Here is a 25,667-nt window from a genome sequence, read left to right as displayed (position 1 = left end):
CGTTCGGTGAAGTGGGTGGGACGTCAGAAGGCGATCTGGAAGGTGGCGGAACTGCCCTCCAGGTCCACGCCGTTGGGCACGGTGAACTTCGTTCCGTTCAGGACGTCGGTGGCGATGGTCGTCCAGCTCCGGCCGATCTTGGTCCAGTAGTTGCAGCCGCCGGCCCGCGCGAACTGCACACAGGCCCAGCCGAAGTCGGCGTCGCCGCCGGTCATCCGCATGTTGATGTCCGTGCAGCGGCTCGTGGTCACGTACGGGCCGAAGTCGCGGACCTCCCCGTAGTGGACCGTGACCGCTCCGCCGTAGCAGCTCGTGGCGGCGGTGGCGGCCACCGCCGCGGGCGCCGGGACGACGAAACCCAGGACGGCGAGCACGGCGACGAGGGCCGCGCGGGAGAGTCGGTCGGTCATGGTGTTCCTCCTCGGAAGGGCGATGGCCACGGGCGGGATCACCGGTTGGCCAGCCGGTCGAGGTCGGCCTGGGTGCCGTTGAACACGTCCCCGGTCGCCGGCGCCCGCAGGCCGGGGAAGACCGCGGCGTCCGTGTACTGCCACATCGCCCAGGTCGTCGAGCCGTTCGGCAGCGGAGGCTGGGTGATGGACTGGCGGTAGTCCGCGAGCTGGAGCGGATACCGGGCGAAGGCGGTGGTCGACCCCATGCAGTCGTCCAGGAAGGACTTCTGGGTGTAGATCATCGGGACGCGGCCGAAGGCGCTCTCGACCCGGTCGAGCCAGGCCTTGGCGTCGGCCACCGTGCCGTAGGTGGGACAGCGTCCGCTGCCGTCGTCCATGCGCTCCAGGTCGAAGATCGGCGGCAGGTCGCCCGCGCGCTTGCCGGTGTAGCCGGTCGTCCGCACGGCGGCGATGAACCGGTCGGCCTGCGCGGCCCCCGTGTCGGCGGCCGAGCCCGTGTAGAAGTGGTACGGCGCGACGGCCAGCCCCGCCGCCCGGGCCGCCTCCAGGTCGGTGGCGAGGTACTCGTCGGTGACGTTCATGCCCCGGGTGGCCTTGACCGTCGCGAACTCGACGCCCGAGGCACGGACGGCCTTCCAGTCGATCGGCGCGCCGCCCGGGTGCTGGTACTTGGCCGTGTCCAGCCCGTCGATCGGGTGCCCGGCCGGGCGGGGCGGGGTGCAGTACGTGTTACGGCTCGACCAGTCGACCAGTTTCGCCCACGTGTTCGGGCCAACGGTGCCGTCGGCGCTGAGGTTGGCGCAGTGCTGGAGCTCGATGACCCGCTCCTCGGTGCCGCCCCCGAAGTCGCCGTCGATCGTCAGCGGCGCATAGTGGTACGGCTCCATGGCGAGGTTCAGCCGGCACTGCACCTCCTTGACCTCGTCGCTCTTCGCCCCCTTCTTCAGGGTCGGGCGTGCGTCGGTGTGACCGCACACGGTCGCCTGCGCCGTGGCCGCCGTGCCCTGGGTCGCGCAGGTGTGCGGCTGGGCGGCCCAGGTGTTGAGCGCGGCCCAGGTGTTCGGGCCGAGGACGCCGTCCGCGCTCAGCCCGGCGCACCTCTGGAACTCCTTGACGCGCGTCTCGGTCGCCGATCCGAACGTGCCGTCGGCCGCGATCGGCGCGTACCGGCTCGGCTTCGTCGCGAGGTCGAGCTGGCACTGCGCCTCGACCGTCGCGTCTCCCGTCGATCCCTGCTGAAGCGTGGGCTGTGCGCTCGTGTGCCCGCAGACCGCGACCGCGGTGGCCGCGGCCTGTGCCGCCTGTGTGGCCGTTTGCCCGTACAGGGGCAGGAGCGCTGCCACGGCGAGGGTCAGACCCCGCAGAAGCGTCCTCTTTCCCATCTGGTGTTCCCCCTCTTGCTGGTGAGTGGCCGGGAGCGCTCCCGGCCCGAGTGATGCTGGCAGCGGACGTCCCGTCGTGGTCGCGTCCGGCCGGGATCGGGACGCCGGGACGCCGGCACGGCTGCGACCTGCGCGGACGGACCGGCGCTGGGACGGGCCCGGGACGCGGGCGGCCGGGGCGGGTCCTGCGGCCGGGGGTGGCGGCGGCCGAACGGGACGTACGAGGGCGGCCGTCGGCGAGCCGGGAACGGCCGGGCAACGCTCGCGGGGCCGGGTGAATGTGGCGCTCGTTGCCCTACCTTGGGCGTATGGCGCTGCATCACCACAGTGACCGTCCGTGGCGCGTGAGGGTGGACGACGAGGAAGGCACGCCCTGTGGCGCCGGAGTACTGCTGGACGACCGGCACGTGCTCACCTGCGCGCACGTGGTCCGGTTCGCCGGGGCGGCACCGGGAGGCGTCACGTCCCGGGTGCGGGTCAGCAGTGCGGCGTGCCGGCCCGAGTGGACCCGCACCGCGCGCGTGGCGCCGGGCACCTGGGTGCACGACCACGGCACCCAGCGTGGTGACGTGGCCCTCCTGGAGCTCGACGAGCCGGCCGGCTGCGGTGTCCGGACCACCTTGTGGAAGGCGCCCCTGTCCGGTGGCACGGTGCAGGTGTACGGCTTCCCACGGGACGAACCGTTCGGCATGGGGGCGGACGCGCGGCTGGCGGGCTCCGGTCACCGGCAGGGCGAGTGGGGTCTGCTGAAGCGGATCCGCGAGGGCGACCCGTGGATCGAGCGGGGGTACTCGGGCGCCGGGGCGATGGCGGTCGGCGGCGAGTTCGACGGGCACGTCATCGGCATCGTGGTGGCCGACTACGTCCAGGGCGACGCGAAGGCGGCCTGGATGCTGCCGACGGAGACGATCCTGACGTACCTGCCCCGGATCGAGGAGTTCACCGGCGGGGACCGCACCAACGAACTGGGCTCCCCGGGGCCGGGGCCGGCCGGGGACCCGCTGGACGATCCGCTGCGGCTCGCGCTGACGCAGGAGCTCACCCGGCTGCTCGACAGCGACTGGTGCGGCACCGTCGTCGTCGGGACCGGCGGCACGACGGCGGTGGGCGACTCCTGGCTCGTCCGGCTGGTGCGGACCGCCGATCCGGCGGCGCGGGCCACCGTCACGGACGCCGAGCTCACCGGCGCTCCCGGCGGCACCGTCCTCGGGCTGGGCGCCATCGACGCGGCCTGCGACGCGCGGGGCAGGTCCGTCGCCGAGGTCGGCGGTTACCTCGCGCGGCGGTTCGGGTTCCCCGGCGGCGGCGACGCCGACGAGGTGCGGCGTCGGCTGCTGCGCCGCAGGCCGCCCGCCTGTCTGGTGGTCGGCGGTGTGGACCGGGCCGAGGATCCGCGGGCGCTCGTCGGTGATCTGCTGGGGGAGCTGGCCGCCCGTGCCCGCTCGCGCGGCATCCGTCTCGTCCTCGGCTTCGAGGGCGTGCCGCCGGCCGACGTCCCGCACGACGTGTGCCTCGACCCGGAACCCGTGAGCGGCGACGCGGCCCGGCGAGCGACGGCCGCCGAGGCCCGCACGGCCGTCGGACGGCTCGCGCAGGCCGAGGACGCGGCGTCCGCCCTGTACCGGGAGCGGGGCGTGCGGTTCTTCGCGGCGCCCCGGTTGCCGCCCTGCGTGGCGCCGCGGCTGCGGGTCCGCCTGGCCGTGGCCCGGGCGACGGAACCGCATCACGAACTCGCCGCGATCCGGGACCTGGCGGACGGCGCCCGCGCCGTGCTGGCCCGCTTCGACCGGGACGTGCGCCGGCTGATCGCGGCCCACGAGGACCTCACCGCCGTCCTCGAACTCCACCGGGTGCGGGCCGCGCGGTACTTCGGGGACGAGGACCGGCGGCTCGCCGAGCGGCATGCCCCGGCCGCCCGCGCGCTGCACACCGAACCCATCGATCTGGGGGCCGCCCGCACGCTGGTCGGGCGCTACGTCGACGAGGTGAACCGACGGTCCGAGGAAGGATGAGCCACGGGGATGAGCCGTCAGATGTGCGAACGGCCGGACTGCGGGCGCGGCCCGATCGACGAACAGGGCTTCTGCGACGTGTGCGACCGCCCGCCGCTGCCCGCGCCGCCGCGCCCGGTACCGCGGGACGGCGCCGCGGTGCGCGACGGCGCCGCGGAACCGGAGCGGACGGTGCGGGCCGGCGCGCGGGTGGGTGTGGCGCACGTCCGTCCTGACCCCTGGTACGGCCTCGGTCTGGTCGACGCCGATCAGGCCCCGGACGTCCCGGTGATCTCGTCGGACCCGGTGGCCGAGGCGCATCGCTTCTGCCCGGACCCCTCCTGCCGGCAGCCGGTCGGCCGCGGTCACGGCGGCGGGCCGGGACGGACCGCGGGCTTCTGCCCGCACTGCGGCACCCGGTTCGACTTCGACCGGCCCGACGGCCTCACCATCGCCGGCCGTTACGACGTCGCCCGGGTCGTCGGCTCGGGGGCGTACGGCGCGGCCTATCTGGCCCACGACCGCAACCTCGCGACCCAGGTCGTCCTCAAGGCGCTGCACAGGTCGGTCGCCAAGACGGCCCGGCACGAACGGGACGTCCTCGTGGGCCTCCGGCACGACAGCATCGTCCGGATCCTCGGCTACGAGCCCGAGGGGCCGCACCTCGTCCTCGAGTACGTGCCCGGGGAGCCGCTCTCGGCCCGGGACGGCGACCGTCTGGAGACCCTGCTCGCCCATGGCGTCCGGGTGCTCCAGGCGCTCGACTACCTGCACGCCCGGGGCCTGCTGCACTGCGACGTCAAGCCGCTGAACATCATCCGCTTCCGTGAGGAAGGTCCGGCGGGGGCGCTGGACCGGGTCCGGCTCATCGACTTCGGCGCGGTGCGCAGCCACACCAAGGACACCGGCCCGGTGGTGGCGTACACGAGGGCCTACGCCCCACCGGAGACCGATCCCGAGCATCTGCGCCCCACCCCCGGCTTCGACCTGTTCGGGCTGGGCATGACCTTGCGCGAGGTGTGCCGCTCCCGGTGGACGGATCCCGCCACGCCGGGCGTCGACTCGCTGCGGCTGCTCCTGGACCGGGCCACGGACCCCGAACGGCCGTGGTGGCGGTTCGTGTCGGCCCGGCAGTTCGCGGAACAGCTCAGCGGGGTCATCCGGCAGGTCGTGGCGGCCGCGCCGACGTGCCGTCAGGTCACGCGCCCCTCGGCGCTGTTCGGCTCCATGCCCGAACCTCTGCACGGCGGGCTGGGCGCGGCCCGGCCCCTGGCGCACTGGGTCGCGGCGCGGGCGGACGAGAGCGGGCTGCTGGACATCCTCGCGCCGTTCTCCTCGCCGGAGCCCGGCGACGTCGCGGCCGCTCTCCCGGCGCCCCTGTCCGATCCCGACGACCCGGGTGTCACCGGCCCGGCGGGCGGCGCGCTGGCCGAGAGCAGGCTCGCCCTGCGCAGGCGGGACGCCGTGTCGGCGGCGGAGCGGCTCACGGCGGCCGCGCTGCCCGACTGGCACTGGCTGTCCGACTGGTACCGCGGCCTGGTCGCGCTGGCCGACGGTCGGCCCGAGCGGGCCGCAGAGGTGCTGAACCAGGTGCGCAGGGCCCTGCCCGGAGAGCTGATACCGCCGCTGGCCCTCGGCCTGTGCGCCGAGCTGTGCGGGGACGGGGAGGTCGCGCGGGCGCACTACCGCATGGTCTTCGACACCACCCCGGCGCTCGGCGCGGGCGGCTTCGGACTGGCGCGGGTGCTGCTCCTCGCGGGTGAGCGGGCGAAGGCGGTGGAGGTGGCCGAACAGCTGGCGGAGGAGTTCCGCTACGAGCGCGAGGCCCGGGTGGCCGCGGTACGGCTGCGTGTCGTGGTGCTGCCCGGGCGGGCCCGGCCGGCACCGACCGGCGAGGACGTGGACCGGGCGCGGGCGGCCCTGCCCGGCCTGGACGTGGACGAGGCGGCGGCCGCCTCGCTGCGGGCCGAGATCCAGTACGCGGAGTTCCTGCGCACCCGCGACCGGCTGAAGCTGTCCGACGCGGTCCGCGCGCTCGGACCGCACGCGGCGACCGAACGGGAGTACGTGGCCCTGGTGGACCTGGCGAACCGGCTGCGGCCGCCGCTGGGCCGGGGACGGCAGGGCAGGCGCGGCAGAACGGGTCGTTCCCGTTTCGGAGCGGCGTCCGGCAGGCTAAGCTCCTAGGCGCTTTCCGTCGGGATGGTGAGCACGCTCCGTAGGGGAAGACGCAGCGACACGATCGGGTGGTGCCGGTGGGGGACAGCTCGCCCTTGGGGCTCGGCTTCGCCCTGGAAGTGGACGCACCCGCGGATCTGCCCTACGACGAGGAGCGGGCGGACGCCCTGATCACCGTCACTGCGCGGTCCGTCGCAGGCCCGGCCGCGGGGGCCCGCCGTGCCGAGGTCCTCATCATGGACCGCTCGCTGTCCATGGCGGGTCACAAGCTGGACGAGGCGAAACGCGCGATGTGCGCGGCCGTGGACACCCTGCGCGACGGCACCCTCCTGGCGGTCGTCGCCGGGCACCACGAGGCCGAGGTGATCTTCCCGGCGACGGGTGGCCTGGCCCGTGTCGACGCCCGGACCCGGGAGGACGCCAGACTCCGGATCGCGGGCCAGCTGCCCGAGGGGGGCACGGCGATCGGCCGGTGGCTGGCCTGTGCCCGTGAGCTGTTCGCGTCGGTGGACTCCCCCGCCACCGTGCGCCACGCGGTGCTGTACACGGACGGCAAGGACGAGCACGAGACACCCGGGCAGCTCGACGAGGTCCTCGCGAGCTGCACCGACCGTTTCGTCTGCGACGCACGGGGCCTGGGCGACGACTGGCACTACACCGAACTCCTGCGCGTCACGGAGGCCCTGCACGGCGGCGCCGAGGCCGTCGTCACCCTCTCCGACCTCACGGCGGACTTCACCCGGCTGATGGACGCGGCGCAGCGGATCGTCGTGCCGAGGGTGTATCTCGGCCTGCGGCTCAACAGCCTGTTCCGGCTGGCGTTCGTCCGGCAGACCCGCCCGGTCGAGGCGGAGCTGACGGCGCGTCAGCAGCGCGGCGAGGAGACCCACATACCTCTCGGCTCCTGGCCCCCGGAGACCCGGCAGTACCAGATGTCGCTGCGGGTGGACCCGGGAAGCCTGACCGTAGACGAGACCCTGCGGGCCGCCCGCGTCACGCTGCATGCCGAGTTCCCCGACGGAGGGCGGCGGCCCTGCTCACCGACCATGCCCATGATCGTGCGCCGCCGCTCGACGCCCGGCTTCGGGATCCCGCGCTCCCCCGACCTCACCCGCGTGGAGAACGAACGCGAACTCGGCATGGCCATGCGCGCCTGCGCCGACGCCCATCTGCGCGGGGACCTCGACCGCGCGGACCGCGAACTGCGTCTCGCGATCGGCCTCGCGCAGTCCCTCGGGGACACCACCCGCCTGCGGCTGCTGCGCTCGGTGGCGGCCGGGGGCCCCGACGGCGCGCTGCGGCTGCGGCGGGACGTCTCCCGGGGCCGGATCCTCGGCATCGGCGTCGATTCGACCAAGACCGCGAGAAGGGCGGTCGACGCCGGCGGTCCGCCGCCCCGGGAGGCCGGGCTGCCGCGCGTGTGCCCCCGGTGCGGTACGACGTCCACGTCGCCCACGGCGAGGTTCTGCGAGGAGTGCGGACACCGTTACGCGGACGCGGACCTCACCGACCGGCCGAGGGACGCGCCGTGACCCGCGCACGGCTGCGCGTCCCGCATCCGGTCGTGGCGCTGCGGCGGCTCAGGGCGGGGGTGCTGGGCACGGTGGCGGTGACGGCGCTGCTGTACCTGGTCGTGGCGGACCGGGCCGGGGAGCAGATCGCCGCCGCCGACCGCACGGGCGCGGCCGTCCGGCACATCCGGGAGGCGTACGACCAGGCAGGGAAGGCGAACGACGCGCTCGACGCCGTGTCCGGGATCGGCGCGATCGGTCTGACCGGTACCGGCGACGACTTCGCCAACGCCACCGCCCGCGTCCGTTCCCACCTCACCTCGGCGACGGAGGGCAACGCGGCCGGGGAACGGGGACTGAGCCACATCCAGTTCGTCCAGGGCCAGTTGGCGACGTGCGTGCAGCTGGCCAACACGGCCGTGCTGGACGGGGCGCCGGGCGTGGCCCGGGCACGCGACGCGCTGGACGACGCGCCGGAGTACGAAGGGAGCCGGCCGGTGCCCTTCACCGGCGGCCTCAGACAGTCGCTCAGGGACCTCGCGCTGCTGGAGGACCGGGCCAGGAAGGACCAGCTCCGCTCGGGCTGGCGCGATCCCGGCCTGCTGTGGCCGCTGTTCACCGGGCCGCTCGTGGTCATGCTGCTGCTGGTCGGCGTGACCGGCCGTATCGTCGTGCGTCGTTTCCGCCGCTACCCGAGCCCGGCGCTCGGCGTGGCCGTACTGGCCACCGCGGCGGTCGGCGTCGCCATGTGCACGACCGCGCCGCCCGCCGCGGCGATCGCCCTGCCGGTGCTCGCCGCCGCCGGCGCGCTCGCATACCTGGCCTACCGTCCGCGCCTCGCCGAGTACCGGTTCCCGCGCCCATGAGAGGACTCACGGCACCTCTCGTGCGCTGCGCCCTGGTCCTCGCGCTGATCGTGGCGCCGGTCGCGTGCGGCGAACCGGAGAAGGCCAAGGTGACGGTCATGGTCCCGTGGTCCGGGACCGAGTTCAAGGCGTTCTACGCGGTCGTCAAGGCCTTCGAGAAGGACCACGACATCGACGTCGAACCGCAGGTCACCCGCGCCCTGACGCAGCAGCTCGACGCGGCGGTGGCCGCGGACGCGGAGCCCGATCTGGCGGTGCTGCCCAGCGTCGGGGCGATCGCCAAGTACCGCGAGGAGGGGGCCCTGCGCAGACTCGACGTCGACACGGACGCGTTCGTGCAGCCGTTCCGCGGGCTCGGCATGCACGGCGCGGACGTCTACGCCGTTCCCGTCAAGGCCGACGTCAAGAGCCTGATCTGGTACGACGCCGCCGTCACCCCGCGTCCCCCGACGGACCTGACGGCGCTGCGCTCCCGTGCCGACCGGTGGTGCCTGGGCCTGGAGTCCGGTCCGACCTCGGGCTGGCCGGGCGCCGACTGGATCGCGGACATCCTGCTCGCCGAGCGGGGAGTCGGGCCGTACACCGCGTGGGCCTCGGGCGACGCGCCCTGGCGTGCGGGTGCCGTCGAGAAGGCGTGGACCGCGTGGGGGGACCTCGTGGCCGGCGCCCGCGAGGACGCGGCCACGTTCAACTTCCGTGACGCAGCCGAGGAGATGACGAGAAGGGGGTGCGCGCTGAGCCACGGCGCCCTGTCCGCGATGGCCTTCGCGCCGACCCGGGTGAGGGACGGCGGGTACACGTACGTTCCGTCCTCGCGGGAGACCCTGGAGGTCTCGGCGGACTTCGTCGGGAAGTTCACCGGGAACCGCAGCGCCGACGAGTTCATCGCCTACCTGGCCGGCGCGCGGGCGCAGCAGGCCTGGGTGGACGAACCCGGTTTCGCCCTCTCCGCCGACAGCCGGGTGACGACGTACGCCGACGCCACGCAGGGCCGGATCGCCGGGATGCTCCGCTCGCCCCGCTACACGCTGTGCTTCAGCGCCGCGGACGCGATGGATCCCGACGTGTCCGCCGCCTTCTACCGCGCGGTCCTGGACTACGCGAACGGCAAGCCGCTGACGCCGCTGCTGGAAGCCCTCGACAAGGTCCAGAAGGAACTGGGTTACACCCGGGGCGCGTCCCCGCCGCCCCCCGGACCGCTCTGCCGCCCGCTGAACCAGCCCTGACGCACACGGGAGCCACCATGCCGGACGCCGTACGGTTCACCCTCGACGACGGCACCGCCGTCCTCGTGGCGCCACCCGCCCGCTCCGGCACCGGAGCCGTGGGGCTCGGGACCCGCCTGGAGACCGCGGGAGCCACGCTGCGCGAGGCCCTGGCGCCGATCACCGCCGCCGCCTCCGAGGTGATCGGCCGGTTCCGTGACATCGCCGAGCGGCCCGACGAGGTGGAGGTCACCTTCGGTGTCGTCCTGGACGCCAAGCTCGGCGCGGTCCTGGCGAGCGCCGGCACGAGCACCCATCTCGACGTCACCCTCCGCTGGAGCGGCACGCGACCGACGCCCCCCGCCTGACCGCGCGGCGCTCAGTCCTCGGCGGCGTCCCCGTGGCTGCGGACGATCTCCTTCACCTTGGCGACGGCGAACCCCCAGCCCTGCTCGACGGTCGGCTTGGCGGGCACGGCGATCTCGTCGGGGTTGGTGAGGACGTCGAGCAGCACCGGACCGGGAGCGGCGAAGGCCTCGCGTACGGCGTCCTCCAGTCGCTCCGGGTCGGTCACCCGGATGCCGGGGATGCCCATCGCCCGGGCGACGGCGGCGAAGTCGGGGTTGTCGAGGACGGTGCCGAACTCGGGGAGTCCGGCCTGCTCCTGTTCCAGCTTGACCATTCCGAGGCGACGGTTGTCGAAGACCACGAGCTTGACGGGCAGACGGTACGTCTTCAGGGTCATGAGGTCGCCGAGGAGCATGGCGAGTCCGCCGTCGCCGCAGAAGGCCACGACCTGGCGCTCGCGGTCCAGGAACTGGGCGCCCAGCGCCTGGGGCATCGCGTTGGCCATCGAGCCGAGGTTGTAGGACCCGATCAGCCGCCGCTCGCCGCGCATCTCGACGAAGCGGGAGAGCCACACCGTCGCCATGCCCGTGTCGGAGGTGAAGACGGCGTCGTCCGCGGCGATCCTGTCGACGAGGGCGGCCAGCGCCTCCGGGCGGATGTCGTGGGTGCGGTTGTCCAGCGCGGAGCGGACACGGCCGAGGAGTCCCTTGTCGTGCGACGGGTCGGCCAGCCGGGCCTGGCCGGCGCGCCAGGTGTCGAAGCGGTCGCGGGCCTTCTCCAGGTGCGCGCGGTCGCGGGCGCCTTCCCCGCCCTCGGACGGCGCGGTGCCGAGCAGGGCCAGCAGGTCGCGCACGGTGGCGCCGGTGTCCCCCACCAGGCCGAGCTCGACCGGGACCCGCCGTCCGATGTGCGTGGCCTCGGTGTCGACCTGGATGACGGTGCGGCCCTCGGGATACCAGTCCCGGTAGGGGAAGTCGGTGCCGAGCAGCAGCAGGGTGTCCGCGTCCTGGAGCGCAGAGGCGGCCGCCGGATTGCCGATGAGGCCCGTCTGTCCGACCTGGTAGGGGTTGGTGTCGCCCTCGAACCCGGCCTTGGCCTTCAGGGTGAGCACCATCGGCGCGGCCAGCCGGTCGGCCAGCGCGAGCACGTCGTCGCGTGCCGCGCGCGCCCCGGCCGACGAGCAGCGTGACCCGTTCGGCGCGGTCGAGGAGTTCCGCGGCGCGCCGCACGGCGGACTCGTCGGGGCGGCTGAGGGGCGCGTTGAGGGAGAAGCGCGCCGGCCGGTCCGCGGTCAGTTCCCGTTCGCCCAGGTCGCCCGGCACGGTGAGAACGGCCACGCCCTTGCGGCCGAGCGCGGTGCGCACCGCCGTCTCCAGCATCTGGGGCAGTTGGTCGGGAGAGGTGATGGTCGCGCGGAAGACGGCCACGTCGCTGAAGACGGCGTCGTTGTCGATCTCCTGGAAGTAGTCGCTGCCGATCTCGGCGAGCGGTACCTGGCCGGCGATCGCCAGCACCGGGGTGTGGCTCTTGGCCGCGTCGTACAGCCCGTTCAGGAGGTGGAGGGAGCCCGGCCCCACGGTGCCCATGCAGACGCCGAGGGTGTCGCCGAGCTGCGACTGGGCGCTCGCCGCGAAGGCGGCCGCCTCCTCGTGGCGGCAGCCGACCCACTCCAGTCCCTCGGTGGTGCGGATGGCGTCGGTCAGCGGGTTGAGGGCGTCTCCGACCACACCGAACACCTGGCGTACGCCGAGTTCGCTCAGTGCGTCCACGATGACGCGGGCAACGGTTCGGGCCATGGGGTCCTCCGGTCGGACGGGGCGGGCGGCGGTCGGGGGCCGGATCTCGGGATCCGGGGGTCAGACGGTGAAGCGGTCGGGGTCGGCGGCCTGCCAGTCGGCCGCCCAGGACCGCGGGGGCTCGGCGAGCAGCCGTCCCGGCTCCAGCCACTCGTACAGGTCCGCGTAGGAGCGTTCCGTCCAGGGGTCGATCCGCCGCCGGAGCATGTGGGGGCGCAGTTCGGCCGGGTCGGTGACGCCCATGGACGCCATGAGCTGGAGGGCGCTGGCGACGGTGGCTTCCTGGAAGCGCTGGACGCGCGGTGTCTTGTCGCGGACGTCGAGGGCGCGGGCGCGCCGGGGGTCCTGGGTGGTGACTCCGGTGGGGCAGGTGTTCGTGTGGCAGCGCTGGGCCTGGATGCAGCCGACGGCGAACATCATCGCCCGCGCGGCGTTGCCGTAGTCGGCGCCCTGGACCATGCGTTTGACCAGGTCGGTACCGGTGGCGATCTTGCCGCTCGCGCCGATCTTGATCCGGTCGCGCAGGCCGGTGCCGACGAGGGCGTTGTGCACGGTGAGCAACCCTTCGGTGAGCGGGGTGCCCACGTGGTCGGCGAACTCCAGGGGCGCGGCTCCGGTCCCGCCCTCGCCTCCGTCCACGACGATGAAGTCGGGGGTGGTGCCCTCCTCCAGCATCGCCTTGCAGACGGCGAGGAACTGCCGGCGCGATCCCACGCAGAGCTTGAACCCGGTGGGCTTGCCGCCCGACAGTTCCCGCATGCGGGCGAGGAAGCGGACGAGTTCCCGCGGGGTGGAGAACACCCGGTGATAGGGCGGCGAGACGACCGTGCGTCCGCGGGGGACGTCCCGGACCTCGGCGATCTCGGCGTTGACCTTGGCCCCGGGCAGGACGCCGCCGATGCCCGGTTTGGCGCCCTGCGAGAGTTTCAGGGAGACGCACTTGACGTGGTCGTGCGCCGCCTTGTCCGCGAACTCGCCGGGATCGAAGTCGCCGTCCGGTGTGCGGCAGCCGAAGTATCCGGTGCCGATCTCCCAGACGAGGTCGCCGCCCGGGCGCAGGTGGTACGCGGAGAGCCCGCCCTCCCCGGTGTCGTGGGCGAAGCCGCCCGCGGCGGCGCCGCCGTTCAGCGAGAGGATCGCGTTGGCGGACAGCGAGCCGAAGCTCATGGCAGACACGTTCAGCAGCGCCATGTCGTAGGGGCGGGTGCAGTCGGGGCCGCCGATGCGCACCCTCGGCGGGGTCTGCGGTGCCTCACGGGGTGCCATCGACGGGACGAGGAACTCGTAGCCGGGCCGGTACACGTCCCGTTCGGTGCCGTACGGCTCCTCGGCGGCGGTGCCCTTGGCCCGCTCGTAGACGATGCTGCGTACGTCCCGGTCGAAGGGGCGCCCGTCGTAGTTGCGCTCGATGAAGTACTGCTGGAGTTCCGGACGGATCCGCTCCATGAGGAACCGGGCGTGGCCCAGGACCGGGTAGTTGCGCAGCACGGAGTGGCGGCGCTGTGCGAGGTCCCACGCTCCCAGCAGGGCCAGGAACATCAGCGGGAGGGCCGCGAACAGCCAGTAGAGCGAGATCCGGGCCGTCGCGGCCGCCGCCGTGAGGGCGGCGAGCAGGAGCAGGAGGACGATTCCGACGCGTGTCACCCCTGACGCGTTGCCCGCCGCCCGCTTCCCATGCGCCCGCTCGCACCAAGAGATCGTAAGAGTCCGCGAGGGGGGTCCGGACGCGGACGGCCCGCACCCCTCGTGGGTGCGGGCCGCGGGGCCGCTGCGGTCAGTGGCCCGAGCCGTGCCGTCCGCCCAGCTGGTCGCGGTGGCGCGGATCGCCCAGGTAGGTGTCGGCGTCGAAGACGGGCGCCGACTTGACCTGCTCCTTCGTCCGGGACAGCTGCACGATGCGCGCGTCGTGGTCGATTCCCATGACGGCGTCCGCCGGGACCACGACGTCGGTGCCGAGCACCCACAGGCCGGTGTGCACGACCAGGAACCGCGGACCGAGGTCCCTGGAGTACTTGCTGATCTTCCCGATGTGGCCGTCGGTGGCGTCCACCTGGTATCCGGTCAGGTCGTCGTCCGGGGTGTGGCCGGCGGTCGGCACGTGCTGTGCGCGGTACTGGGTCACGATGTCCTCCCTGTCGTCCTGCCGTGCGGGTACCCCGTGAGGCGCCCGGCAGACGTGCGGGACGGGGCGCGTGGCACGGGACGGCGGGCGGCTCGGCGGACTATGCGGTCCACACCCGTTCCGCGTAGTCGACGAAGTTGCGCCCCATGACCTTCTCTATGACGCGGGAGGGGAACCCGCGCCGTTCGAGCAGCCGGATCAGCTCGCGGAACTGGTCCACGCCCCGCAGATCGACCACGAACGGGTAGGTGTCGGGGCGCTCGCCGGCCGCGGACACCCCGGCCGCCCGGCGCTGGGCCACGTGCGCGGCCAGCCGGTCCCGGTAGGCGTCGAGGTCGTCGATCGCGGTGACGGGTCCGTCGGTGCCGATGCCGACGTGGTCCTCGCCGCAGACGTCGACGGCGTGCGCGAGGTGCTCGACGACGTCGGCGGCGCGGGCGTGCCCGGTGGGGCTGAGGAACGGCATGAAGTAGATGCCGACGAAGCCGCCGCGGGAGGCCACCAGGCGCAGTTCCTCGTCGGTCTTGTTGCGGGGCAGGTCGGCGAGTGCGCGGCACCCGGTGTGGTTGACCGACACCGGCACGCGGGAGTACGCGGCCGCGTCCAGGCAGGTCCGTTCCCCGCTGTGCGAGAGGTCGACCATGAGGTGGTGCTCGTTGAGGGCGTCGACCACCTCGTGTCCGAGCGCGGTCAGACCCGTGCCCGCGGGCGCCATGGAGCCGCCGCCGAGCCGGTTGGCCTGGTTGTAGGTCAACTGGACCACGCGCACCCCGCGTCCGGCGAAGGTCGCGACCCGCCCGGCGTCCTCCTCGACCGCCTCGGCGTTCTGGAACCCGTAGACGACACCGATCCGTCCGTCGCGTGCGGCCGTGCGGATGTCCGCGGCGGTCGTGACCTTCAGCAGGTCGTCCGGATGACGCTCGACGATGCCGTCCCAGACGTCGATCTCGTGCAGGGTGTGCTCGTAGGGCGGCAGGTCGCCCATCACGTAGCCCAGGGTGATGTTGACGGCGGTGAGGCCGGAGGCCCGCGCGTCGGCGAGCGCGCGGGCGTCCACGGTGTACTGCTCGCCGGTCGGGTTCAGCTCCGCCGCGGCCGCCATCGACTGCGGGGCGTTGGGGTTGTCGAGCTGTCCCAGCGCGTTGACGATCAGGGGCGTGCGGGTCAACGGGTCTCCCGGGGTGAGGGGGCGGCGTAGGCCTCGCGCGGGAAGCGGCGGCCGCGCTTGACGGTCAGGGTGATGGTGCGCAGGTGGTCGATGTCGGCGAGCGGGTCCCGCCCGAAGACCGCGAAGTCGGCCTGCCGGCCCGGCTCGACGGTGCCCGTCAGGTCCGCCGTCCCGGCGCTGCGGGCGCCGACGAGCGTCGCGGAACGCAGCACGTCCCGGACGGGGATGCCGCACCGCTTCACCAGGAAGGCGAGTTCCTCGTACAGGGCGGGGAACGGCTCGCCGGGAGGGGTCTCGTAGTCGGTTCCGGTGGCCAGTTCCACCCCGGCCCGGTGTGCCTGGGCGGTGAGGGCGACGGCCAGCTCCGTCTGCCGGCGGGCGCGTTCGCCGCTCTCGGGGTCGTCGCCCGCGAGTGCGTCGCTCGCCCACATGCCCGCGGTCGCGTCGAGGACGACGCCCTGTCCGCGCATCCGGGCGAAGAGCGCGTCGAGCCGCGCGTCCTCGCCGGTGACGAGGCTCTCGTGCGCGACGGGCGGCTTGTCCCGGTAACTGGTCAGCGGCCCCTCGGCGGCCTCGTGGGCGAGCAGGGTCACGTGCGAGACGGTGTCGACGCCGGCCGCGACGACCTCGCCGGGCGTCGCGGGGAACACGGCCGCGTGCGCCCAGACGGGGATGCCCTGCCGGTGCGCCTCGGCGGTGATCGCGGCGACGAGCGGCGCGTCCAGATCGGCGTAGATCTTGATGGCGCGGGCGGAGGTGCCGCGGGCCATGGCCACCGCGAGGGGAAGGTCGGTCGTGTCGGTGACGGCCTGCATCCAGGGCACGTGTCCGGGCACGGCGCCCCGGGTCACCTGGTGCGTGCGGGGGTCGTCGAAGAAGCCGGGCCCCGCCATGAGCGCCGCGTAGTGGATGTCCGGGGCGGCGATCTCGCCCACCCGGGCGGCCCGCGCGAGGTCGCCGACCTGGCGCAGGTCGTCCGCCATGTCCCGCACGGCCGTGACCCCGCTGTGGACGAGCCGGCGCAGGACCGCCTCGGCGACCGGGCGGTCGGGCGGAGTGGCGAGGTGCTGATGGGCGTCGACGAGACCGGGCGTGACGAACAGGCCGTCGAGACCGACGACTTCGGCCCCCTCGGCGACGGCGGCCGCGGTGTCCGCGTCGTCCCCGACCGACCGGATCACCGGCCCGTCGACGACGATCGACACGCCGGGCCGCTGCGCGCCACCGGTGCCGTCGAAGAGCGTGAGGCCGCGGTAGACCACCAGTTCGCCTTCGGCGGGCGGCGCGAAGGGGGTCGCCGCCCCGGGACTCTCGTTCGTCAAGGTCACCACTCTCGATCTGTTACGCTCTAAGTAACAAGTCTCTCGCTCTACGAAACAGCGGTACCCTACCCCCGAACCTCCGCGCGGAGCACGCCCGCGCCGGGAGGGTCCGCCCACTCGTACGGGAAGGGTTCCGATGCCGCACACCGCCCAGGCCACGCGCACCGCCGTGGACAAGGCGCTCGACCTGGTCGAGGCGGTCGCCCGGGCACCGCGGCCGCCCCGGCTGACCGATCTCGCCGACGAGGTCGGACTGCACCGGGCCACCGCCTACCGCATCCTGGTGGACCTGGTCCGCCGCGGCTGGGTCCTGCGCGCCGACGACCGCTATCTGCCGGGCACCGCCGTCCTGCGCCTCTCGGCCCGGGCCGCCCACAACTCGCTCACCACGCTGGCCCGTCCCGTCCTGGAGGACCTCTGCGCGCGGACCGGCATGATGGTCAACCTCCAGGTCCTCGAGAACGACGGCTCGCGCGTGGTGGACGTGGTCCGCCCGGACCGCCTCGCGATGATCAGCACGCTCCGCGACGAGGCACTGCCCGTCCATCGCTTCGCCGGTCCGCTGGCCCTGGTCGCCGCCCTGCCCCCGCAGGCGCGCGGCCCCTATCTCGACGTGGCCCGCAGGGCCGGCCACCCGATCGAGGGCGATGCGGGACTGCTGGCCGACCTCGACCGGACACGGGCCGACGGGTTCGCCGTCGAGCACGGCCGCAACGAGCACCTCGTCTCCTCCCTGAGCCGCGCCGTCGTCCCGTCGCCCGGGGCGCCGGTGTGCGCCGTCACCCTGGTCGGGCCCGCCGCCGAGACCGACGCGTCCCGGATGCCGCTGCTCCGGGAGGAACTCGCCTCGGCGGTGGACGCCCTCGGCGCCCTGCTGTCCGGTCAGGACCGGTCGGGTGACGCGTGAACGAGCTCCTCGTCCTCGACCGGGCGGCCACCGCGGCGGCGCTGGACCCCCGCCGTCTGATGGCCGCCGTCGCCGACGCGCTCGTCGCCGTGGCACGGGGCACTGCGTCCGCGCCACCGCGTACCGCGGCCTTCGCGCCCGGCGGGCTGCTGGGCGCCATGCCCGGATACGTGCCGGGGCTGGGACTCGCGGCCAAGCTCGTCTCCGTGTTCGCCGACCCGGAGCACGCGGGGCGCAGCAGCCACCGGGGCATCGTCGCCCTCTTCGATCCCGAGGACGGCCGACCGCTCGCCGTCATGGACGCCGAACCCGTCACCGCCTGGCGCACCGCGGCGGCTGCCACCCACAGCGCCCTGGCGCTGGCCCGGCCGGGCCCCGTCGTGGTCGTGGGGACCGGCGCCCAGGCCCGGGCCCAGGTCTGCCTCCTGGCCGCCCTGCGCCCGGCCGACCCCGTCACCGTCGCCGGCCGCGACCGCGCGGCGGCCCGCACGCTGGCCGGCCTCCACCCGGCGGGCAGCGCGACGGACTCCATCGAATCCGCCGTACGCGAGGCGGCCACCGTCTACTGCTGCACGGGAGCGACCCGCCCGGTCCTGCGCCGCGCATGGCTCGCTCCGGGCGCCCACGTCAGCTCGGTCGGCGGTTCGCACGGCCCCGAGCTCGACGAGGACACCGTCCGGGACGCCACGCTGTTCGCCGAATGGCCCGGCGCCGCCGCCACCCCGCCTCCCTCCGGCGCCCACGAACTGCAAGGGCTGCCCCACGGCCAAGCCGTCCGTCTCCTCGGCTCGGTCCTGTGCGGCAAGGCCCCCGGCCGGACCTCGACCGATCAGCTCACCGTCTTCAAGTCCACCGGCCACGCGGCCCTGGACGTGGCCGCGGCACACGTCGTCCACAGCACGCTGGGCGGCCCCCGTCCGGACACCCCGCACCGCTGACGCACCCCGCCTGCGCCCTCGCCGGGAGCGGCCCACGGGCCCCGCGCACCGTCCGGGGCACCCGCGCGGGCGGCGGGACGCGGACGCCCCGCAGATCACCGGCGTGCCCCCTCGCCACACCGCCCACTTCCACAACACCCGAGGTCAGAGCCCCTTGACGGCCCTCACCAGCGAGTTCACGGAAGTCTCTGCGCACGCTCCGGCGCCCGCATAACGTGCGGATCCCGAACAGTTGAACCGCTCTCCCATTTCTCGCGGTCCGCACTCCTGGGGCCCACGACCCAGTAGGAGATCCTGGGATGTCCTCCGACAGCTCCGAGTTACACCCGGCCCACCGCCGGCCCGGACGCCACGCCTTCCCCGCCGCCGCCCCGCGGTGGGCCGCCCCACCGGACGGGACCCCGCTGCCCGCACCCGCCCGGGCGAGCACCGGCGGCCACCGCGACCTCCGGCGCCTGCGCCGGGCCTGCCGCTGGCAGCGGCGCGTCGCCACCTTCGCCGCACTGGGCTACTTCGCCGTCTTCCTCGGCCTCACCGTCGAGGCCCCCTCCGTGATGACCCGCCCGGCACCCGGCGGCCTGCCCACCGGGCTCCTCCTCGCCCTGGTCCAACTGCCCGTCACCTGGCTGGCCGTGATCCTCTACGAGTTCACGGCGCGCCGCTACGTCGACCCGCTGGCCCGGCGCGTGCACCGCGGGCCCGACCACGTCCCGCACGAAGGGACACGGTCGTGACGGAGCTCGACGGCACCGCGCAGTCCTGGTCCCTGGTGGCGTTCGTCAGCGTCGTGACCGTGACCCTCATGCTGTGCGTGCTCACCGGTCCCGACCGTGACGACCTCGACGAGTTCTACACCGGCTACCGCTCCCTCTCGCCCCTGCGCAACGGCCTCGCCATCGCCGGTGACTACATCTCCGCCGCCACCGTCCTCACCATCGGAGGCGTCATCGCGCTGTGCGGCTACGACGGTGTCGTCCTGGCACTGAGCACCGTGCTCTCCCTGCTGCTCCTGATGGTCCTCCTGGCCGAACCCCTGCACCACACCGGCCGGTTCACGATGGCCGACGCCCTCGGCCGACGCCTGCCCGGCCGCGCGGTGCGCATCACCGCGTGCCTGGTCACCCTCGCCTCGCTCGTGCCGATGATGGTCGTCCAGCTCGCCGGTGTCGGCCAGTTGCTGGCCTACGTCCTCGGCTTCCCCGACGGCGCGACGCGCACCGGCTGCGTCATCGGGGCGGGCACCCTGATGATCAGCTACGCCGCCATCGGGGGCATGCGGGGCACCGCGCTGATCCAGATCCTCAAGACGGTCATCCTGCTCGGGTCCGGGCTCGTCGTCTCCGGGCTCGTCCTGCACACCTTCGGCTGGAGCCCCGGGGCCCTGTTCCGGGCAGCCGCCCACGGCAGCGGCGCCGAGCAGAACTTCCTGCACTACGGACTCCAGTTCGCGGACGGGCCGCACCGCGGACTCGACATGGTGAGCACCCAGTGCGCCATCGTCCTGGGCGGCGCCTGTCTGCCGCACGTCACCATGCGGATGTACACCGCGGGCAGCGCCCCCCAGGTGCGCCGCGCGATGTCCTGGGCGATCTCCACGGTCACCCTCTTCATCGCCGTGATCACCGTGATCGGCGTGGGCGCCACCGCCCTCATCGGGCGCGCGGGGGTCGCCGGCGCCGACCCGCGCGGCAACACCGCCTACCTGCTCGGCTCACGAGCCGCGTTCGGGATGCACCTGTCCCGTCCGGAGAGCCTGCTGTTCGCCACCGTCACGACGGCGATCTTCCTGACCCTGCTGGCGTCCGTGGCCAGCATGACGCTGGCCTGCGCGAACTCGCTGGCCCACGACATCGCGGCCGCCCGCCCGGGCGTCTCGCCGCTGCGCGAGATGGCACTGGCCCGGGCGGCCGCGCTCGCCGTGGGCCTGCCCGTCATCGTGCTGGCCGTCGTCGCCCAGCACCGCAGTCTCCAGCCGCTCGCCACCGTCTCCTTCTGCCTCGGCGCCTCGGCCATCGCCCCCGCCCTCGTCTACAGCCTCTTCTGGCGGCGATTCACCCGTGCGGGGCTGCTGTCCACGCTCATCGGCGGAACCGTCAGCGTCCTCGTCCTGATGACCGGCACCAACCTCGTCTCCGGCTCTCCCGGATCGGCCTTCCCCGAAGTCGACTTCAACTGGTTCCCGTTCACCACCACCGCGCTCGTCTCGGTACCGGCGGGCTTCCTGTGCGGCCTGCTCGGCACCCTCCTGTCCGGCCGGAAGGCGACCGCGCGCGAACGCGAACGGTACGCGGCCATCGAACCCCTCCTCCTCGCCGGCCCACCACGCCCCCGGAGCCGCTGAACCCGCCCGGTCCGGCCCCGCCCGTGACCCCGGGCCGAGCATGATCGTTGCTTCCGTTGCCGAACCCGCACCACCCGGTGAGCGCGTCGGCGTCACCCCGTGTGTGTCTCCCCCGAGGCACACACACCGTCAGCGGAGAGGAACAGCACCGGTGAGCGGCTGGATCACCCTCGGTATCGGAACGGCCGCCGCGCTGTGTCCCCTGCCGGGCGCCGGCGGACCCGCGGTCGTCGTCGACACCACTCCCCCCACCGCCCATGTGGTGCTGTGCGCCGCCGACGGACGGGTGGAGATCGGCACCTCCCCCGAGCGCGGTCCGGCCACCCCCTCGCCCTCACCTGTCCGACGGCCGCCACGCGCCCCGGCCCCCGCCACGCCGGCGCCCCGCCCCATGGGCCGCCCGAAGGCCCCGCGGCCCCTCGTGGCGCTCCCCCGGCCCGCGCAACGGCCCGCGCAACGGCCGTCGCCCGCGCCGCGGCCGACGCCCCCCGCCGTGGCCCACGACGCGCCCGCCCCGGCGGCGGCCCCGCCCCGTCCCGCGCCCTTCCGCTGGGTGCCCCGCTTCCACTACGGCAGCCGGGCCGCCCGCCCGGCGCCCGGCGGTCTGTCCACCATGACGACCACCGTCGTGATCACCACGCCGGCCGTCCTCGCCGCCGCCGCGCTGCGCCCGGGTTCCCGCCGCCGCAACGGCCGCTGACCCCGGGCCCACCGCTCCCCCGTCCACCCGCTCGCCCTGGAGTACCGCTGTGCCGGAATGGCTGATCTACACCCTGGCCTGTGCGCTGGTCTGCGCCTTCGTCGTCGCCGCCACCGTGATGCGCCACCGCCGTGTCGCCGACGACGAGGACACCTCGCAGACTCCCGACGTGCTGGAGTACATGGTGATGATGGTCGGCGTCGTCTACGCCATCGTCCTGGGGCTGGCCATCGCGGGAGTCTGGGAGGCCCGCGGCGCCGCCGAGGACACCGTGCAGCGCGAGGCCCAGGCGCTCTACGAGATCGACCAGCGCCTGGACGTCTACCCCGCCGCCTTCCACACCCAGGTGCGCCGGCACATCGACGCCTACGCCCGGCACGCCGTCACCGAGGAGTGGCCGGCCATGGAGGACGACGGCGCGGTCGACGCCTCCGGCGGCCGCCTGCTGACCCGCATCCGCAGCGACATCGCCCACCGCACGCCCACCGACGAACTCCAGGCCCAGGCCTATCAGCCGCTCCTCGACCAGGTCGCCGCCGCCGACGACGCCCGCCACCAGCGCCTCGACAGCGCCGGCAGCACCCTGCCGGGCGTCGTGTGGTTCGGGTTGATCGCGGGCGGGGTGGTCACCCTCGGACTGCTCTACGCGCTCCAGATCCGCCGCTCGGCCCGGGAGCTGATGCTGGCCACCGCGTTCAGCGCCCTGGTCGTCTTCCTGCTCTTCCTGGTGTGGAGTTTCGACGCTCCGTTCGGCCATTCGGGAACCGACTCGGCCCAGCCCCTCCAAGAGCTGTACGCGAGCACGGCCTGAGCCCGCCGGGCCGCCCGCTCACGCCGGTCCCGACCGGCCCGGCGGCGGGCTCATGGCCCAGCGGATGGCCCGGGTCAGGGCCTGTCCGGTGGGCCGTACGGTGAGGCTCTCGACGACCGGTACCCGCGGCAGCCCCAGCATGGCGCGGGCCCAGGGCGGCAGGAGCACGACGGCGTTGGCGGCCAGCCCGCCGTAGAAGGGGCGCACCGCGAGCGGCACCGGCGGCCGCAACAGCAGGAAGCGGGCGGCGGCCCGGGCCTCTGAGGTCGCCCCGAGTTCGGGCCGGTAGGCGGTCAGGCGCTCGGCCAGCTGGCGGCGGTCACGCGGTGGGTCGCTCACGCCCAGCGCCTCGGCGACGCGCGCGGTGTCGGCGACATAGCCGTCGTACCCGGCGGCGTCCAGCGGACGGGCCCCGAAGCGTGCGTGGGCGCGCAGGAAGCTGTCCGTCTCGGCGGCGTGCACCCAGCCGAGGAGGTGCGGATCGGCCGCGTGGTAGGCCGCGCCGTCGGACGTCGTGCCGCGGATGCGCTCATGGATGGCGCGGACGTGGTCGACGGCGCGCTGGGCGTCCGCCGACGTGCCGTAGGTCGTCACGGCCAGGAAGGTGCTGGTGCGCTGCAACCGGCCCCAGGGGTCGCCGCGGTACCCGGAGTGCCCGGCCACGGCCGCCATGGCGAGCGGGTGCAGGGACTGGAGCAGCAGGGCGCTCAGCCCGCCGATGAACATCGACGCGTCACCGTGGACGGTGCGGATCGGCCGGTCCGGCGCGAACCAGCGCGGACCGGGGGTCTCGTGGATGCGGGCCCGGGTGGCGGGTCCGTCGGGGCCGGCGACGCGGCGGAACAGCGCCCCGCCGAGTTGTGCGCGCACTGCGGTCAGCATGATCGGTCTCCCGTCTCCTGCTCTCCAGTGTCCGCGACAGCCGCCCGGAACCGGTGTCAGGCGGGCTGCCACAGTTCGACGCGGTTCCCCTCGGGATCGGTGACCCAGCCGAACCGGCCGACCCCCTCCATGTCCTGCGTCCCCGCGGCCACCTCCGCGCCCGCGGCGCGCAGCTGCGCGAGCATCGCGTCCAGGTCGCGGACCCGGAAGTTGAGCATCGTCCGCTGCGACCGGGAGCCGAAGTAGTCCGTGTCGGACTCAAACGCCGCGAACACCGTCGGTCCCGGCTCCTGCCGCCACAGGCCGTGTTCGTCGGCCTCCAGCCCCAGGCAGTCGCGGTACCAGGCGCTCAGGGCGACGGGGTCGGCCGCCCGCAGGAAGTATCCGCCGATTCCGAGTACGCGTTCCATGCCGCCATCCTGCCAGGAGGGCACCCGCGCCGTGCGGCGTCACACCGCTTCCCGCCCACGGCCGCCCTCCACCGCGCACACCGCGGACACCGCGCCCGACTGTCACGTCCTCGTGGCGGCCCGGTCACAGGGCGCCGCCGAAACCACACCCCCCGAAGCCCTGACCTGCCCTGGCGTGGCAGCATCGTCCCGCAGACATCACTGTCCAGGGGGGACGACCACCATGCGCACTCGCGCGACCATCGCCATCGCGGCCCTGCTCCTCGGCGCGCTCAGCGCCTGCTCCTCGTCCGACGAAGCCCCGGCCGCCCGCGACGACGGGACGCCGTCCGCCGAACCCACCGTCAGCGTTCCCGCCGAGCACGAGGGCGACGACCTCGAGGCCGCCGTCGCCGTCTACACCGCCGCCTACTTCGCCGGGGACGCCGACACCGCGTACGCCATGCTGTCCGCGCGCTGCGCCGAGAAGGTCACCAAGGACGCGTACGCGGGCGTCCTGCGGCAGGCGAAGACGGACTACGGGCCCGACCACCTGGCGAGCGAGGTCCGGGCCGACGTGTCGGGCAAGAAGGGTCTCGCGACCTACAAGGTGGAGGGGCTGCCCAAGTTCGACCGGACGAAGCAGCCGTGGGCGCTGGAGGGCGACGCCTGGAAGTACGACGCCTGCTGACCCGGAAGCCCGCCTCCCGAGGGAGACGGGCACCGTCCGGGCACAGGGACACAGGGAGCGCGGGGCCGGCTCAGCGGCGGCCGGACATCTCCCGGCCGGCCCGGTACAGCTCCCGCGAGGTGGCGATCAGCTCCCGACGCTCCTTCTTCGAGCCCACCATGGGCTGCGAGCCGCGCAGGGACACCTGGGCGCTCTCCGGGAGGTGGCGGACCGTGAGCAGCCCGATGGCGCCGGCCGCCATGAGGTAGTACGCGGGCATCATGTCGTTCCCGGTGAGGCTCACCAGCGCTTCCGTGACCAGCGGGGTGGTACCGCCGAACGCGGCGACCGCGAAGTTGAAGCCGATGCCCATGGCGGCGTACCGGACGGCCGTCGGGAACAGTGCGGGCAGCGTCGCGGCGCTCGGCGCGGCGAAGCACGCCAGCAGGGTGGACAGGATCAGCACCCCGAGGATCGGCAGCCAGGTCCCGTCCGCCTTGATCAGGGCGAAGGAGGGCACGGCGAGCAGGATCATCCCCGCGGCCGCGTAGCCGTAGAGCGGGCGCCGGCCGACGCGGTCGCTGAGCCTGCCGAGGAAGGTGATCAGCACCACGATCCACACCATGCCCACGAGCACGAGGACGTCGGCGGAACTGCTGGAGCGGCCGAGCGTCTCCGTCTGGTACGTCGGCAGGAAGCCCGTGACCATGTAGTTGGTGACGTTGTAGAGCAGGACGAGTCCCATGCAGATGAGCAGGGCCCGCCAGTGCTCCTTGACGATGGTCCGGAACTCGGTGCCCGCCGACTCCTTGGCGAGGCTCTGCTCGTGTTCGTCGAGCTGCTGCTGGAAGGCGGGCGACTCCTCCAGCTTGAGACGCATGTAGAGGCCGATCACCCCGAGCGGACCCGCGATCAGGAACGGGACGCGCCAGCCCCAGGAGAGCATCTGCGCATCGCTGAGGGCCAGGTTCAACGCGGTGACCAGGGCGGATCCCAGCGCGTACCCGACGAAGGTGCCGAAGTCGAGCCAGCTGGAGAGGAAGCCGCGGCGGCGGTCGGGCGAGTACTCGGCGACGAACGTCGTGGCGCCGCCGTACTCACCGCCCGTGGAGAAGCCCTGCACCATCCGGGCGAGCAGCAGCAGGACCGGCGCGGCGATGCCGATCGTGGCGTAGCTGGGGATCAGGCCGATGGCGAACGTGCCGGCCGCCATCATGATCATGGTGGTGGCGAGCACCTTCTGCCGTCCGAGGCGGTCCCCGAGCGGACCGAAGACGAGACCGCCGAGCGGGCGCACCACGAACGCCGCCGCGAAGGTGGCGAAGGACGAGATCACCTGCGCCGCGGGAGACGCCCCGGGGAAGAAGACCTTCCCGAGTGTCGCGGCGAGGTAGCTGTAGACACCGAAGTCGAACCATTCCATGCAGTTGCCGAGCGCCGAGGCGCCGACCGCGCGCCGCAGCAGCGGTCGCTCGACGACCTGGACGTCGTCGTCACGGAAGGGACGCTTGTTCCGTTTGAGCCTGCGCGTCAGGTCCTGGCGGACCTGCGCGGGCAGTCCGGCGATCTCGCTCTTCCCGGACCCGGCCGGTCCCGGCTGCCCGTCGGTCGATGCGTCAGCCACTGCGGTTCCTTACCTGTCTTGCGTGGGACGACCTGTGCGTGAAGAAGAGGCACGAGGTGCTTTCGATGCGTACAGAGCCTGCTGCCCGTTTTCGCACGCCTCA

Annotated in this window: 22 protein-coding genes and 1 pseudogene; 13 read left to right on the top strand and 10 right to left on the bottom strand. The window is 73.9% G+C overall.

All coding sequences use genetic code 11. The features are described 5' to 3' along the window. Positions 1-23: 23 nt before the first annotated feature. A complete protein-coding gene (locus Saso_RS10695; protein WP_189918910.1) occupies positions 24-410 on the bottom strand; it encodes a hypothetical protein in 387 nt (128 codons plus the stop codon). A 38-nt stretch (positions 411-448) separates the two neighbouring features. Beyond that, a complete protein-coding gene (locus Saso_RS10690) occupies positions 449-1,795 on the bottom strand; it encodes a GH25 family lysozyme (protein ID WP_189918908.1) in 1,347 nt (448 codons plus the stop codon). A gap of 308 nt (positions 1,796-2,103) precedes the next feature. Between Saso_RS10690 and Saso_RS10685 the strand changes: the two genes are divergently transcribed. The 6 genes from Saso_RS10685 to Saso_RS10660 all read left to right on the top strand — a co-directional run bounded on the left by Saso_RS10685 (position 2,104) and on the right by Saso_RS10660 (position 9,914). Continuing rightward, positions 2,104-3,807 carry a trypsin-like serine peptidase gene (locus Saso_RS10685; RefSeq protein WP_189918906.1) on the top strand — a complete coding sequence of 568 codons (1,704 nt, stop codon included), beginning with the start codon at positions 2,104-2,106 and terminating at the stop codon, positions 3,805-3,807. 9 nt (positions 3,808-3,816) lie between these two features. After that, complete coding sequence (locus Saso_RS10680; RefSeq protein WP_189918904.1) at positions 3,817-5,973, top strand: tetratricopeptide repeat protein; 2,157 nt, start codon at positions 3,817-3,819, stop codon at positions 5,971-5,973. A 62-nt stretch (positions 5,974-6,035) separates the two neighbouring features. Further along, positions 6,036-7,496 (top strand): VWA domain-containing protein, encoded by a 1,461-nt coding sequence (locus Saso_RS10675; protein WP_189918902.1) that lies wholly within the window; start codon positions 6,036-6,038, stop codon positions 7,494-7,496. Beyond that, on the top strand, positions 7,493-8,341 hold the full coding sequence (locus Saso_RS10670) for a hypothetical protein (RefSeq protein ID WP_189918900.1): 849 nt from the start codon (positions 7,493-7,495) through the stop codon (positions 8,339-8,341). The genes Saso_RS10675 and Saso_RS10670 overlap by 4 nt, the downstream gene beginning before the upstream one ends. Then, the gene (locus tag Saso_RS10665) at positions 8,338-9,567 is read left to right on the top strand and encodes an ABC transporter substrate-binding protein (RefSeq protein ID WP_189918898.1); all 1,230 of its coding nucleotides are present in this window, start codon (positions 8,338-8,340) and stop codon (positions 9,565-9,567) included. Before Saso_RS10670 ends, Saso_RS10665 begins: the two co-directional genes overlap by 4 nt. A 17-nt stretch (positions 9,568-9,584) precedes the next feature. Further along, on the top strand, positions 9,585-9,914 hold the full coding sequence (locus Saso_RS10660) for a CU044_2847 family protein (protein WP_189918896.1): 330 nt from the start codon (positions 9,585-9,587) through the stop codon (positions 9,912-9,914). Between the two features lie 11 nt (positions 9,915-9,925). On the opposite strand, the pseudogene Saso_RS10655 reads toward Saso_RS10660, so the two are convergent. From Saso_RS10655 to Saso_RS10635, 5 genes and pseudogenes are all read right to left on the bottom strand, one after another. Next, positions 9,926-11,690 (bottom strand): annotated as a pseudogene (locus Saso_RS10655) (thiamine pyrophosphate-dependent enzyme). Positions 11,691-11,750: 60 nt separating this feature from the next. After that, positions 11,751-13,334, bottom strand: coding sequence for an FMN-binding glutamate synthase family protein (locus tag Saso_RS10650; RefSeq protein WP_189918894.1), 1,584 nt, complete (start codon positions 13,332-13,334; stop codon positions 11,751-11,753). 130 nt (positions 13,335-13,464) lie between these two features. Then, positions 13,465-13,812, bottom strand: coding sequence for a PRC-barrel domain containing protein (locus Saso_RS10645; RefSeq protein ID WP_229901112.1), 348 nt, complete (start codon positions 13,810-13,812; stop codon positions 13,465-13,467). A gap of 100 nt (positions 13,813-13,912) precedes the next feature. After that, complete coding sequence (locus Saso_RS10640; RefSeq protein WP_189918892.1) at positions 13,913-14,980, bottom strand: dipeptidase; 1,068 nt, start codon at positions 14,978-14,980, stop codon at positions 13,913-13,915. Then, a complete protein-coding gene (locus Saso_RS10635) occupies positions 14,977-16,308 on the bottom strand; it encodes an amidohydrolase family protein (RefSeq protein WP_189919507.1) in 1,332 nt (443 codons plus the stop codon). The genes Saso_RS10640 and Saso_RS10635 overlap by 4 nt, the downstream gene beginning before the upstream one ends. Positions 16,309-16,438: 130 nt before the next feature. Here Saso_RS10635 and Saso_RS10630 point away from each other — a divergent pair, with 130 nt between their 5' ends. The 6 genes from Saso_RS10630 (at position 16,439) to Saso_RS10605 (ending at position 21,999) form a co-directional block, all read left to right on the top strand. Then, positions 16,439-17,209 carry an IclR family transcriptional regulator gene (locus tag Saso_RS10630; protein WP_229901111.1) on the top strand — a complete coding sequence of 257 codons (771 nt, stop codon included), beginning with the start codon at positions 16,439-16,441 and terminating at the stop codon, positions 17,207-17,209. Further along, positions 17,206-18,147 carry an ornithine cyclodeaminase family protein gene (locus Saso_RS10625; protein ID WP_189918890.1) on the top strand — a complete coding sequence of 314 codons (942 nt, stop codon included), beginning with the start codon at positions 17,206-17,208 and terminating at the stop codon, positions 18,145-18,147. Before Saso_RS10630 ends, Saso_RS10625 begins: the two co-directional genes overlap by 4 nt. Before the next feature lie 299 nt (positions 18,148-18,446). Continuing rightward, the gene (locus Saso_RS10620; protein ID WP_189918888.1) at positions 18,447-18,881 is read left to right on the top strand and encodes a DUF485 domain-containing protein; all 435 of its coding nucleotides are present in this window, start codon (positions 18,447-18,449) and stop codon (positions 18,879-18,881) included. Then, positions 18,878-20,488, top strand: coding sequence for a sodium/solute symporter (locus Saso_RS10615; RefSeq protein ID WP_189918886.1), 1,611 nt, complete (start codon positions 18,878-18,880; stop codon positions 20,486-20,488). The genes Saso_RS10620 and Saso_RS10615 overlap by 4 nt, the downstream gene beginning before the upstream one ends. Before the next feature lie 151 nt (positions 20,489-20,639). After that, the gene (locus Saso_RS10610; protein ID WP_189918884.1) at positions 20,640-21,188 is read left to right on the top strand and encodes a hypothetical protein; all 549 of its coding nucleotides are present in this window, start codon (positions 20,640-20,642) and stop codon (positions 21,186-21,188) included. A gap of 49 nt (positions 21,189-21,237) precedes the next feature. Then, positions 21,238-21,999: a bestrophin-like domain gene (locus Saso_RS10605; protein ID WP_189918882.1), complete on the top strand. Its 762-nt coding sequence runs from the start codon at positions 21,238-21,240 to the stop codon at positions 21,997-21,999. An 18-nt stretch (positions 22,000-22,017) separates the two neighbouring features. Here the strand turns inward: Saso_RS10605 and Saso_RS10600 are convergent, their stop codons facing one another. Both Saso_RS10600 and Saso_RS10595 read right to left on the bottom strand, forming a co-directional pair. Further along, positions 22,018-22,881: an oxygenase MpaB family protein gene (locus Saso_RS10600; RefSeq protein ID WP_189918880.1), complete on the bottom strand. Its 864-nt coding sequence runs from the start codon at positions 22,879-22,881 to the stop codon at positions 22,018-22,020. Positions 22,882-22,937: 56 nt separating this feature from the next. After that, the gene (locus Saso_RS10595; protein WP_189918879.1) at positions 22,938-23,291 is read right to left on the bottom strand and encodes a VOC family protein; all 354 of its coding nucleotides are present in this window, start codon (positions 23,289-23,291) and stop codon (positions 22,938-22,940) included. A 223-nt stretch (positions 23,292-23,514) separates the two neighbouring features. On the opposite strand from Saso_RS10595, the gene Saso_RS10590 reads away from it, so the two are divergent. Next, a complete protein-coding gene (locus Saso_RS10590) occupies positions 23,515-23,961 on the top strand; it encodes a hypothetical protein (RefSeq protein WP_189918878.1) in 447 nt (148 codons plus the stop codon). Positions 23,962-24,031: 70 nt separating this feature from the next. Here Saso_RS10590 and Saso_RS10585 read toward each other — a convergent pair whose 3' ends face one another. Next, on the bottom strand, positions 24,032-25,564 hold the full coding sequence (locus Saso_RS10585) for an MFS transporter (RefSeq protein WP_189918877.1): 1,533 nt from the start codon (positions 25,562-25,564) through the stop codon (positions 24,032-24,034). Positions 25,565-25,667 lie beyond the last annotated feature (103 nt).

The sequence above is a fragment of the Streptomyces asoensis genome (assembly GCF_016860545.1).
Lineage (GTDB): Bacteria > Actinomycetota > Actinomycetes > Streptomycetales > Streptomycetaceae > Streptomyces > Streptomyces asoensis.
Note: the sequence above shows the minus strand (reverse complement) of the source record. Positions and strands in the feature narration are given on the sequence as shown.

Coding starts and splice junctions, on each gene's coding strand:
- Saso_RS10695 (WP_189918910.1), bottom strand. CDS start 410: ATGACCGACCGACTCTCCCGCGCGGCCCTCGTCGCCGTGCTCGCCGTC.
- Saso_RS10690 (WP_189918908.1), bottom strand. CDS start 1,795: ATGGGAAAGAGGACGCTTCTGCGGGGTCTGACCCTCGCCGTGGCAGCG.
- Saso_RS10685 (WP_189918906.1), top strand. CDS start 2,104: ATGGCGCTGCATCACCACAGTGACCGTCCGTGGCGCGTGAGGGTGGAC.
- Saso_RS10680 (WP_189918904.1), top strand. CDS start 3,817: ATGAGCCGTCAGATGTGCGAACGGCCGGACTGCGGGCGCGGCCCGATC.
- Saso_RS10665 (WP_189918898.1), top strand. CDS start 8,338: ATGAGAGGACTCACGGCACCTCTCGTGCGCTGCGCCCTGGTCCTCGCG.
- Saso_RS10660 (WP_189918896.1), top strand. CDS start 9,585: ATGCCGGACGCCGTACGGTTCACCCTCGACGACGGCACCGCCGTCCTC.
- Saso_RS10630 (WP_229901111.1), top strand. CDS start 16,439: ATGCCGCACACCGCCCAGGCCACGCGCACCGCCGTGGACAAGGCGCTC.
- Saso_RS10620 (WP_189918888.1), top strand. CDS start 18,447: ATGTCCTCCGACAGCTCCGAGTTACACCCGGCCCACCGCCGGCCCGGA.
- Saso_RS10600 (WP_189918880.1), bottom strand. CDS start 22,881: ATGCTGACCGCAGTGCGCGCACAACTCGGCGGGGCGCTGTTCCGCCGC.
- Saso_RS10595 (WP_189918879.1), bottom strand. CDS start 23,291: ATGGAACGCGTACTCGGAATCGGCGGATACTTCCTGCGGGCGGCCGAC.
- Saso_RS10590 (WP_189918878.1), top strand. CDS start 23,515: ATGCGCACTCGCGCGACCATCGCCATCGCGGCCCTGCTCCTCGGCGCG.